Raw genomic sequence first — 11,033 nt, forward strand, 5'->3', positions numbered from 1 at the left:
AAGCCGCGCCCGGCTTCACCGGCCATCGACGCCTGGATCGCGGCGTTCAGGGCGAGGATGTTGGTCTGGTCGGCAATGTCGTCGATCAGGCTGACGATGTCGCCGATTTCCTGGGACGACTCGCCCAGGCGCTTGATGCGCTTGGCGGTGTCCTGGATCTGTTCGCGAATGTTGTCCATGCCGTCGATGGTGTTGTGCACCACCTCGTTGCCCTTGTTGGCGATGGCCACCGAGCGCTCGGCCACCTTGGCCGATTCATAGGCATGCCCGGATACCCGGTCGATCGACTCGGCCATGTCGCCCACGGCAATCGATGCATCGGTGATCTGTTGCGCCTGGTGCTCCGAGGCCTTGGCCAGCAGGTGCGCGTTGGTCTGGGTCTCTTGCACCGCGCTGGCCACTTCCTCGGCACTCAGGTTGATGGTGGCCACCAGGTCGCGCAACTGGTCGATGGAATAATTGATCGAATCGGCGATGGCCCCGGTGAAGTCTTCGGTGACCGAGGCGGTGACGGTCAGGTCGCCATCGGCGAGCTCTTCGATCTCGTTGAGCAGGCGCATGATCGCCTGCTGGTTGCGCTCGTTCTTCTCGGCGGTCTCGCTGAGCTGGCGGTTGGTCTCGCGCACCATCACCAGGCCGATCAGGATGATCGAGGCCAGCGCCAGCAGGCCCAGCGCGTAGCCGCCCACCGTATCGAGGGTACGCCCGGCGGCCAGGTTCTCGAAGCCGCTGGCCAGCCGCGAGGCTTCATCGAGCTGGGTTTGCGAGAGGCTGAAGATGCTGCTGGCGGCCTCACGCACGCGAAACAGCTCGGGCGAGGTTTCGAGGATCTCGTCCACCGAGCCTGCCACGAACTGGAACAGCTCGGCGATTTCTGCCAGCCGCGCACGGGCGTCGGGGTCTTGCACGCGGGTCACCTGGATCGCCGGGGCACCCCCGAGCATGCCGTCGAGCACCTGGCCGAAACGGCTGGCGTCGCGGCCGAAGGCATCGGCGGCCTGCACCGCAGTGTCATCGCCGGCCAGCACGGTGTTGACCGAACCGAGGATGCGCTCGGCCAGCAGCGACTGGCGCTGGGCCACGGCCACCTGGTTGGCCGGGGCAGCGCTTTGCAGCAGGATCTCCACGACCTTCTCGTATTCGACCTGCAGTTGCGGCACGGTTTCGGCCAGGGTGGCGGCCACCTGGTGCAGCGACAGCACAGTCTGCTCGCTGGCCAGGATCGCATCGCTGCTCTTGCGCAGGCTCTCCCAGTCACGCTGCACGGCGTTCATTTCGCCGCGCACGGCGGCGGGCGCGGGCGGCAGGCCGGTGGCCGGGTCGCCCTTGTTCAGGTAGCCCCAGCGCTGCTCGAAGTCATTGCGCGCATCGCTCAACAGCTTGAACGCCACCGCCTTGCCGGCAGCGGCTTCGGTGGCGTACTTGGCGATGCGCTGGGACAGCACGCGCAGTTCCCCGGCATGGCCGATGTACTGCTTGTCGTAGTTGGCCTGGGTATTGAGGTAGGCGAAGTTGGCGAACAGCAGGATGATCGAGAGGATCAGCACGATGAACAGTGCGGCGATCTGTGCACTGCTGCGCGAGCCTTGTACCGATGGGCTGGTCTTGAACGTGGTCACAGGTCTGGCATCCCTTTACAACGCCACATCGAGAAAGCCTGGCGTCTGGGCCAGGGCGAACGGGCTGAAAATCCCCCAGCAGTGCTCACGCTGGAAATGCCCCTGCACGAACGGCGCAGCGGCCGACAGCAGTGGCGAGGGCGGCGACAGCTCCAGCCCGTGCAAGGCAAAATGCTGCAAGCCCACCACTTCGTCCACCAGCAGGCCGGCGAACAGTTCGTCATGGTCCAGCACCAGCACCCGGCGCTGCTTGCGCACCACTGACAGGCCCAGGCCGAGAAACCCGCACAGGTCCATCACCGGCAGCAACCGCCCGCGCAGGTTGGACACCCCGGCCACCCAGGGCTTGACCCCGGGGATCCGGCTGAGCCTGGGCTCCTGCAGCACTTCGGCGACCTCGCCCATGGGCGCCACGAACCAGTGCTCGGCCATGCGAAAGCCGATCCCGCTCCAGGTTTGCAGGCGGGTTTCCTGCAACGGCAGGTCGGCCGCCAGCAGGCGGCAGCGCCGGTCGATGTCGAGCAGCAGCTCGAAGGCGGTCTTGGCGTCGCCCATGGGCCGTGCGGTCAAACCTTGAGGACTTCGTTCAGCACCTTGATCAGGGTTTCCTCGTCGACCGGCTTGGTCAGGTAATCACGTGCACCCTGGCGCTGGCCCCAGACCTTGTCGGTGTCCTGGTCCTTGGTGGTGACGATGACCACCGGAATACCCGCAGTTTGCGGGTCCTTGCTCAGTTGACGGGTGGCCTGGAAGCCGTTCATGCCAGGCATGACGATGTCCATCAGCACCGCGTCGGGCTTCTCCTGGCGGGCCAGGGCCACGCCATCGGCACCGTTCTCGGCCTTGAGCACCTGGTGCCCGTGCTTTTCGAGCATACCGGTCAGTTTGTACATTTCGGTCGGCGAATCATCGACGATCAGAACTCGAGCCATGCTGTTCCCCAATAAAGGCAAGATGCCGCAACCCAGGGCGCGACGTCAGGGTGCGGGTTGTTCTTCTGCGGCGAAACCCGGCACGTGGGCGCGGATCGCATCCAGCAGTTCTTCCTTGCTGAAAGGTTTGGTCAGAAATTGATCAGAGCCCACCTGCCGGCCACGGGCCTTGTCGAACAGGCCGTCGCGTGACGACAGCATGATCACCGGGATGTCCTTGAAGGCGCGGTTCTGCTTGACCAGCAGGCAGGTCTGGTAGCCGTCGAGGCGCGGCATCAGCACATCGACGAAAATGATCCCGGGGACGTGATCGACGATCTTGGCCAGCGCGTCAAAGCCGTCGACCGCCGTGATGACTTCACAGCCGGCTTCGCCGAGCAACATTTCGGCGGTGCGGCGAATCGTCTTGGAGTCATCGATCACCATCACTTTCAACGCCGTGTCGGGCTGTACCATAATTGCTCTACCACCGCCTGGGATGGCCTTGCAGGCCACGTGCCAGGCCTTTTTAGCACACTCTGGGGGTGCATTCCATCGAGCCGCGTCGCGGCCGGCCCCGGCACTGCCCACGCAGTGTTTTTCCCTTGACCGCCAGCCCCGCGAGCGCCACCCTGACGCCACTTTTCATTCGAGCCAATGCGGCATCGCGCCGCCGAGAGGATATACCCCATGAGCGTTCGCCTCGGGATTGTCATGGACCCCATTGCGCAGATCTCCTATAAGAAGGACAGCTCGCTGGCCATGTTGCTGGCCGCCCAGGAACGCGGCTGGTCGCTGTTCTACATGGAGCAGCAGGACCTGTACCAGGGCGAAGGCGTGGCCCGTGCCCGCATGCGCCCGCTCAAGGTGTTCGCCAACCCCGAGCACTGGTTCGAGCTCGACGCCGAAGTCGACAGCGCCCTGAGCGAGCTGGACGTGATCCTGATGCGCAAGGATCCGCCGTTCGACATGGAGTTCGTCTACAGCACCTACCTGCTGGAGCAGGCCGAGGCCGCTGGCGTGCTGGTGGTCAACCGCCCGCAAAGCCTGCGCGACTGCAACGAGAAGCTGTTCGCCACGCTGTTCCCGCAGTGCACCCCGCCGACCCTGGTGAGCCGACGCCCGGACATCATCCGCGCGTTCGCCGCCAAGCACGGCGACGTGATCCTCAAGCCGCTGGACGGCATGGGCGGCACCTCGATCTTCCGCCACCGGGTGGGCGACCCCAACCTGTCGGTGATCCTCGAAACCCTGACCGCGCTGGGTAGCCAGCAGATCATGGCGCAGGCCTACCTGCCGGCAATCAAGGACGGCGACAAGCGCATCCTGATGATCGATGGCGAGCCGGTGCCGTATTGCCTGGCGCGTATCCCGGCCAGCGGCGAGACCCGTGGCAACCTGGCCGCCGGTGGCGTGGCGAAGCCCGCGAGCTGAGCGAGCGCGACCGCTGGATCGCGGCCCAGGTGGGCCCGACCCTGCGCGAGAAGGGCCTGCTGTTCGTCGGCCTGGACGTGATTGGCGAGCACCTGACCGAAATCAACGTCACCAGCCCCACCTGCATCCGCGAGATCGACAATGCCTACGGCACGCAGATCGGCGCCCTGCTGATGGACGCCATTGATCGCAAGCTCAAGGCACGCTGACCGCCGACAAGTGGCGGGCCCGCGTTGTGGGGTATCATGCCGGTCCATTCTCGACCTGGCACCCCGCTGCGCCGGCCCTGCCCCGGCTGCTGGATAATCGATGACGCTTCCTGCCGACATTCCTGCCGACTTTGCCCCGCCCCGTGTACGCGCAGCGGACCGGCTGGGCTTTACCCTGTTTCTGGCGGCGTTGCTGCACCTGGCGCTGATCCTGGGCCTGGGGTTCACCTTCGCCAAGCCTGAAGAAATCCGTCGCACCATGGAAATCACCCTGGCCACCTTCAAGCACGAAGCGCCGCCGAAAAAGGCTGATTACCTGGCCCAGGACAACCAGCAGGGCAGCGGCACGCTGGACAAGAAGGCGCTGCCCAAGACCACTGAGGTTGCGCCGTTTCAGGACAGCACCATCAACAAGGTGACGCCGCCACCTGCGGCGAAACAGGAAGTGGCGCCCCAGCCCGCACCGCCCAAGGCCGTGGTGGCCACCAAGGCGCCAAAACCGCAGAAAGTCGAAACCCGCCCCAAGGAAGTGCAGCCCAAGGTGCAACCCAAGGCGGCGACGCCCGAATTCGACAGCGCGGACCTGTCCAGCCAGATCGCCAGCCTGGAGGCGGAGCTGGCCAACGAGCAGCAGCTGTACGCCAAGCGCCCGCGCATCCATCGCTTGAGTGCGGCCTCGACCATGCGCGACAAGGGTGCCTGGTACAAGGATGAGTGGCGCAAGAAGGTCGAGCGCATCGGCAACCTCAACTACCCGGACGAGGCCCGTCGCCAGCAGATCTACGGCAACCTGCGCTTGCTGGTGTCGATCAACCATGATGGTTCGCTGTATGAGGTGCTGGTGCTGGAGTCGTCGGGGCAGCCGCTGCTGGACCAGGCGGCGCAGCGCATCGTGCGCCTGGCGGCACCGTTTGCGCCGTTTACCGGCGACCTGTCGGACATCGACCGGCTGGAGATCGTACGGACCTGGCGCTTTGCGCGGGGTGATCGGTTGTCGAGCAACTGAGACCGTTTGCCGCCGAAGACGCCGCTAGGGGATCACCCGATGGCAAAATAATGGCCACGCTGTGATGATGCACGCCCGCATTCCCCCTCGAAAGGACTCTCCGATGGCGCGCCCCGCTATTGCCCTGCGTATCACCCTGGCCGTGCTGGCCCTGTACGCCACTGCCGCAGCCGGCGAAACCCGCTCCGCACGCGACACCGCCGAGCTGTCCAAGGCGCTGTACAACGCCGTCGGCGATTATGGCTACTACAAGACGCCCGAGGAGTTGGCCAGGGTAAAGCTGGTGTTGTCCCAGGGCGCCACCGCCGACACCCAGACACTGGTTGCCGCCATCTACACCAAGACGCCTGACGCCCTCGACCTGTTGATCCCGACGGTCAAGGACATCGATGCGCCGATCCATACCAATGGCGAAACCCTGCTGATGTTCGCGCTCAACCGGATCAAGCAGGCAGCCACCGATGCCGACGTGAAAATGGTCGAAAGCCTGATCAAGGCCGGCGCCAACGTGAATGTGATTGCACGCGGCAACTCCGCATCGCCTCTGGAACTGGCCGCCAGCGGTGGTAGCCACACCTACCCGCAGCCCGAACTGGTGAAACGGCTGCTGGCCGCGGGTGCCGATGCCACGTTGCTGCTGGGCAGCGACTTCTCGCCACTGACCGGCCGCGGTGCCGGCAACCTTGACGTGATCAAGCTGCTGATCGACGCCGGCACAGACCCCTATCAGGTCACCACCTCCGGCTGGACCGCCCTGCACTTTGTCTGCCAGCGCCCGTGGGATCTGAACGATACGCCCGACCCGCAAGCCGCCCAGCGCATCGCCTTGCTGCTGAAAAAGGGCAACATCGACGCCTTTCATGAGCAGAAAGGCAGGATCTCCGTCGGCACGCCACTGCTCGAAGCCGCCCGTTCCTACAACCCCGACTGCGTGAAAGCCCTGATCGCCGCGGGTGCCAGCCTGAAGGCCCCGGCCTACTCGCCGACCTACATGGCGCAGTACCCCGAAACCCGGCAAGAAACGGTGCGCGAGTACGTACTGCGTGAAGCCGAAAAGTCGCCAATCGTGTATTCGGCCAAGGTCGCCGCACTGTTCAAGTAAAGCCCGCTTCATGCGGACAAGGTGCTGCCAGCACCTTGTCAGCATGGCCGCTCGCCGCCATGGTTTGCTGACCAACTTCGGCCCTATCAAACACCGAGCAGTACAGCGATCTTTTTATACCGAATGCCAATTAATCGTAACCCGAGTAAAACACCCTGCAGTCACTTTTTCCACACCGAAAACACCGTTATTAAGCGGCAACCTTCAGCGCCAACTGCAGCGCCGCTGGTTGCCATTTTTCTTGTGTTCTAGGCTTTACCTTCAATTGGGTTATTAAAAGCATTTGCCCAACCTAGATTGTCACCTACGGTACCGTCCGCCTCAAGGTGCCGCACCGTGAACTGCTGGCTGCCGTTAGGATCACCGGGCGGGGTGAATGTGGCGAGAAACTCGCCCTTCCCATCTGTTTTACCCTTGTAACAATATGCGCCGGTGCCACTTACACAGACTATGAAGTCTCTATCGGGATCACCGCGCCCCTCAAGTGTTACCGTATTATCATCACGGTTCCCTTTAGCATCATTTATCGCCATGCGCGTAGCCATAAAAACCTCCTTGTATTCTGATTGATCACTGCAGCTTCATCATGCTCAACCGCCTTAAATGTGTAACCTGACACAAATATCAGTTTAGAAAAAATAAACTTTTCAGCCGCTGGCACACGCCTCGTAAATATAATTACTGCGCAGATGCGTTCACACTCGTCGATAACCACGAGCACACGTTGCGGGTCGACACGCCTGCCCACTCGACTCACGCAACTGCTATCAAGCACTACCCCTCATACAACCCAACACCTGCACCTTGTCAGCGTGGCCGCTCGCCGCCACACTATCAGCCATGAAAAACCTCAGCCCGAGTTACCTCAAGCATCAGTTCCTGATTGCCATGCCGCACATGGCCGACCCGAACTTTGCCCACACCCTGACCTACATCGTCGAGCACAACGCCCACGGTGCCATGGGGCTGGTGGTCAATCGCCCGCAGGAGCTGAACCTGACCGATATCCTCGAACAGTTGCGCCCCGACACCGACCCGCCGGCGCGCTGCATTCACGTGCCGATCTACATCGGCGGCCCGGTACAGACCGACCGCGGCTTCGTGCTGCACAGCAACGACAAGACCTTCCAGGCCACCGTGCAGTTGGAAGGCCTGTCGCTGTCGACCTCGCAGGATGTGCTGTTTGCCATCGCCGACGGCGTGGGGCCCGACAAGAGCCTGATCACCCTGGGCTACGCCGGCTGGGAAGCCGGCCAGTTGGAAGCGGAACTGGCCGACAACGCCTGGCTCAACTGCCCGTTCGACCCCGAAATCGTCTTCGGCATGGCCTGCGATCAGCGCCTGGAAGCGGCCGCGGCCAGCCTGGGCGTCAAGCTCAGCCTGCTCACCAGCCAGGCGGGGCACGCCTGATGGCCGCACTTAAACTGTTGCTGGGCTTTGACTACGGCACCAAGCAGATCGGCGTCGCGGTCGGCCAGGTGATCACCGGCCAGGCCCGCGAGCTGTGCACCCTGAAGGCGCAGAATGGCGTGCCGGACTGGGCCCAGGTGGAAAAATTGTTCAAGGAATGGCAGCCCGATGCCATCGTCGTCGGCCTGCCGCTGAACATGGACGGCACGCCCAGCGAGATGAGCGCGCGCGCCGAAAAGTTCGCCCGCCGTCTGAACGGCCGCTTCAATGTGCCGGCCTACACGCATGACGAGCGCCTGACCACCTTCGAGGCCAAGGGCGAACGCCTGGCCCGGGGCGGCCAGCGCGGCAGCTACCGCGACAACCCGGTGGATGCCATCGCCGCCGCCCTGCTACTGCAGGGCTGGCTGGACGCCAACGCCGAACAGGGGTAAACCCGACCATCGGTTACACGCCGGGCCAGCCCCCTGCCCCGGCCTCTTGAGGAGCACGCATGAGCCTACCCAATCCCGCCGAACTGATCCGGCAGATGGCCGTTGATCTTCGCGCCCACCTGGCCCGCCGCAGCATCGCCGAGCCACGCTTCATCGGCATCCGCACCGGCGGCGTGTGGGTGGCCCAGGCGCTGCTTGCCGAGCTGGGCAACGACACGCCACTGGGCACCCTGGACGTGTCGTTCTACCGCGACGATTTCAGCCAGAACGGCCTGCACCCGCAGGTGCGCCCTTCCGAGCTGCCGTTCGAGATCGAAGGCCAGCACCTGGTGCTGGTGGACGACGTGCTGATGAGCGGTCGTACCATCCGCGCCGCCCTCAACGAGCTGTTCGACTATGGCCGCCCGGCCAGCGTGACGCTGGTGTGCCTGCTGGACCTGGACGCCGGCGAGCTGCCGATCCGGCCGAACGTGGTCGGCGCCACGCTGTCGCTGGGCGCCCATGAACGGGTAAAATTGTCCGGCCCCGCGCAGCTCGTGCTCGAGCGCCAGGACCTCGCCTCCGCTTCCGCCCTTTAAGAGTCCCCCGCGATGACGCCAATCGACGCCAAGCGCCCGCTGCAGCTCAATGATCAGGGCCAGCTGCGCCATTTTCTCTCGCTCGACGGCCTGCCCCGCGAGCTGCTGACCGAAATCCTCGACACCGCCGACTCGTTCCTCGAAGTCGGCGCCCGCGCGGTCAAGAAAGTCCCGCTGCTGCGCGGCAAGACCGTATGCAACGTGTTCTTCGAGAACTCCACGCGTACCCGCACCACCTTCGAACTGGCCGCCCAGCGGCTGTCGGCCGACGTGATCACGCTGAACGTGTCGACCTCCTCCACGAGCAAGGGCGAAACCCTGTTCGACACCCTGCGCAACCTCGAAGCCATGGCCGCCGACATGTTCGTGGTGCGCCATGCCGATTCGGGCGCCGCGCACTTCATCGCCGAGCACGTGTGCCCGGAAGTGGCGATCATCAATGGCGGCGACGGGCGCCACGCGCACCCGACCCAGGGCATGCTCGACATGCTGACCATCCGGCGCCACAAGGGCGGCTTCGAAAACCTCTCGGTGGCCATCGTCGGCGACATCCTGCACTCGCGGGTCGCGCGTTCGAACATGCTCGCGCTGAAAACCCTGGGCTGCCCGGATATCCGCGTGATCGGCCCCAAAACCCTGCTGCCGATCGGTATCGAGCAGTACGGCGTGAAGGTCTACACCGACCTCGAACAGGGCCTGAAGGACGTCGACGTGGTGATCATGCTGCGCCTGCAGCGTGAACGCATGACCGGCGGCCTGCTGCCCAGCGAGGGCGAGTTCTATCGCCTGTTCGGCCTGACCACCGCGCGCCTGGCCGGGGCCAAGCCGGATGCCATCGTGATGCACCCGGGGCCGATCAACCGCGGCGTCGAGATCGAGTCGGCAGTGGCCGACGGCGCCCACTCGGTGATCCTCAACCAGGTCACCTACGGCATCGCCGTGCGCATGGCAGTACTGTCCATGGCCATGAGCGGGCAAACCGCACAACGTCAATTCGAGCAGGAGAACGCCCAGTGAGCCTCAGCATCCTCGGCGCACGGGTCATCGACCCCAGCAGCGGCCTGGACCAGGTCAGCGACCTGCACATCGACGCCGGCAAGATCGTCGCCATCGGCGCCGCCCCGGCCGGTTTCACGCCAGCCCGCACGCTGGACGCCAAGGGCCTGGTGGCGGCACCCGGCCTGGTCGACCTCAGCGTCGCCCTGCGCGAGCCCGGCTACAGCCGCAAGGGCAGCATCGCCAGCGAAACCCGCGCCGCTGCAGCCGGTGGCGTGACCAGCCTGTGCTGCCCGCCGCAGACCAGGCCGGTGCTCGACACCTCGGCGGTCACCGAGCTGATCCTGGACCGTGCCCGCGAAGCCGGCCACAGCAAGGTGTACCCGATCGGTGCCTTGAGCAAGGGCCTGGAAGGCGAGCAACTGGCCGAGCTGATCGCCCTGCGCGATGCCGGCTGCGTGGCGTTCGGCAACGGCCTGAACAGTTTCGGCAACAACCGTACCCTGGCGCGTGCGCTGGACTACGCGGCCACCTTCGACCTGACCGTGATCTTCCACTCCCAGGACCGTGACCTGGCCCAGGGTGGCCTGGCCCACGAAGGCGCGATGGCGAGCTTCCTCGGCCTGCCGGGCATTCCGGAAACCGCCGAGACCGTGGCCCTGGCCCGCGACCTGCTGCTGGTGGAACAGACCGGCGTGCGTGCGCACTTCAGCCAGCTGACCAGCGCGCGTGGCGCCAAGCTGATCGAGCAGGCACAGGCACGTGGCCTGCCGGTGACGGCCGACGTGGCGCTGTACCAGCTGATCCTCACCGACGAAGCGCTGCGCGACTTCTCCAGCCTGTACCACGTGCAACCGCCGCTGCGCACCCGCGCCGACCGCGACGGCCTGCGCGAGGCGCTCAAGGCCGGGGTGATCCAGGCGATCGCCAGCCATCACCAGCCCCATGAGCGCGATGCCAAGCTGGCGCCGTTCGGTGCGACCGAGCCCGGCATCAGCAGCGTGGAGCTGTTGCTGCCGCTGGCCATGACCCTGGTGGAAGACGGCCTGCTCGACCTCGCGACTTTGTTGCAGCGTTTGTCCAGCGGACCGGCGGCAGCCCTGCGCTTGCCCGCCGGTTCACTGCAGGTGGGGGCGGCGGCGGATATCGTGCTGTTCGACCCGCAGGCCTCGACGGTTGCCGGCGAACAGTGGCGCTCCAAGGGCGAGAACTGCCCGTTCATCGGGCACTGCCTGCCGGGCGCGGTGCGCTACACCCTGGTTGACGGGCATATCAGCCACGAAGCCTGAGTAAAGCCGGGGCCGCATCGCGGCCCTTGGCTGGCAAGCCAGCTC

The 11,033-nt window shown here is 64.9% G+C and carries 12 protein-coding genes and 1 pseudogene; 8 read left to right on the forward strand and 5 right to left on the reverse strand.

From position 1 onward, the window contains the following. From G3436_RS05795 to pilG, 4 genes are all read right to left on the reverse strand, one after another. Positions 1-1,619 (reverse strand): type IV pili methyl-accepting chemotaxis transducer N-terminal domain-containing protein (locus G3436_RS05795; RefSeq protein ID WP_163942337.1); only part of this gene is annotated, 1,619 nt, incomplete at its 3' end. A gap of 15 nt (positions 1,620-1,634) precedes the next feature. After that, entirely contained in the window at positions 1,635-2,189 is a 555-nt protein-coding gene (locus G3436_RS05800) for a chemotaxis protein CheW (protein WP_163942340.1), read from the reverse strand. Further along, entirely contained in the window at positions 2,186-2,551 is a 366-nt protein-coding gene (gene pilH / locus G3436_RS05805) for a twitching motility response regulator PilH (protein WP_163942343.1), read from the reverse strand. Before pilH ends, G3436_RS05800 begins: the two co-directional genes overlap by 4 nt. 45 nt (positions 2,552-2,596) lie before the next feature. Further along, complete coding sequence (gene pilG, locus G3436_RS05810) at positions 2,597-3,007, reverse strand: twitching motility response regulator PilG (RefSeq protein ID WP_163942345.1); 411 nt, start codon at positions 3,005-3,007, stop codon at positions 2,597-2,599. Between the two features lie 213 nt (positions 3,008-3,220). Between pilG and gshB the strand changes: the two are divergent. The 3 genes and pseudogenes from gshB (at position 3,221) to G3436_RS05825 (ending at position 6,281) form a co-directional block, all read left to right on the forward strand. Then, positions 3,221-4,173: pseudogene (gene gshB / locus G3436_RS05815) on the forward strand (glutathione synthase). 100 nt (positions 4,174-4,273) lie between these two features. Beyond that, positions 4,274-5,179 (forward strand): energy transducer TonB, encoded by a 906-nt coding sequence (locus G3436_RS05820; protein WP_163942347.1) that lies wholly within the window; start codon positions 4,274-4,276, stop codon positions 5,177-5,179. Between the two features lie 103 nt (positions 5,180-5,282). Beyond that, positions 5,283-6,281: an ankyrin repeat domain-containing protein gene (locus tag G3436_RS05825; protein ID WP_163942350.1), complete on the forward strand. Its 999-nt coding sequence runs from the start codon at positions 5,283-5,285 to the stop codon at positions 6,279-6,281. A gap of 248 nt (positions 6,282-6,529) precedes the next feature. On the opposite strand, the gene G3436_RS05830 is transcribed toward G3436_RS05825, so the two are convergent. Beyond that, a complete protein-coding gene (locus G3436_RS05830) occupies positions 6,530-6,826 on the reverse strand; it encodes a hypothetical protein (RefSeq protein ID WP_163942353.1) in 297 nt (98 codons plus the stop codon). A 295-nt stretch (positions 6,827-7,121) separates the two neighbouring features. On the opposite strand from G3436_RS05830, the gene G3436_RS05835 reads away from it, so the two are divergent. The 5 genes from G3436_RS05835 to G3436_RS05855 are packed head-to-tail and all read left to right on the forward strand — an operon-like array spanning position 7,122 to position 10,988. Then, positions 7,122-7,691 (forward strand): YqgE/AlgH family protein, encoded by a 570-nt coding sequence (locus G3436_RS05835; RefSeq protein WP_163942356.1) that lies wholly within the window; start codon positions 7,122-7,124, stop codon positions 7,689-7,691. Further along, the gene (ruvX, locus tag G3436_RS05840) at positions 7,691-8,125 is read left to right on the forward strand and encodes a Holliday junction resolvase RuvX (protein WP_163942358.1); all 435 of its coding nucleotides are present in this window, start codon (positions 7,691-7,693) and stop codon (positions 8,123-8,125) included. Before G3436_RS05835 ends, ruvX begins: the two co-directional genes overlap by 1 nt. A gap of 59 nt (positions 8,126-8,184) precedes the next feature. After that, positions 8,185-8,703, forward strand: coding sequence for a bifunctional pyr operon transcriptional regulator/uracil phosphoribosyltransferase PyrR (pyrR, locus tag G3436_RS05845; RefSeq protein WP_163942361.1), 519 nt, complete (start codon positions 8,185-8,187; stop codon positions 8,701-8,703). A 12-nt stretch (positions 8,704-8,715) separates the two neighbouring features. Continuing rightward, on the forward strand, positions 8,716-9,720 hold the full coding sequence (locus G3436_RS05850) for an aspartate carbamoyltransferase catalytic subunit (RefSeq protein WP_043862147.1): 1,005 nt from the start codon (positions 8,716-8,718) through the stop codon (positions 9,718-9,720). Then, complete coding sequence (locus tag G3436_RS05855) at positions 9,717-10,988, forward strand: dihydroorotase (RefSeq protein ID WP_163942363.1); 1,272 nt, start codon at positions 9,717-9,719, stop codon at positions 10,986-10,988. The genes G3436_RS05850 and G3436_RS05855 overlap by 4 nt, the downstream gene beginning before the upstream one ends. The last annotated feature ends 45 nt before the right edge of the window (positions 10,989-11,033 follow it).

It is taken from the genome of Pseudomonas brassicae, assembly GCF_010671725.1.
Lineage (GTDB): Bacteria > Pseudomonadota > Gammaproteobacteria > Pseudomonadales > Pseudomonadaceae > Aquipseudomonas > Aquipseudomonas brassicae.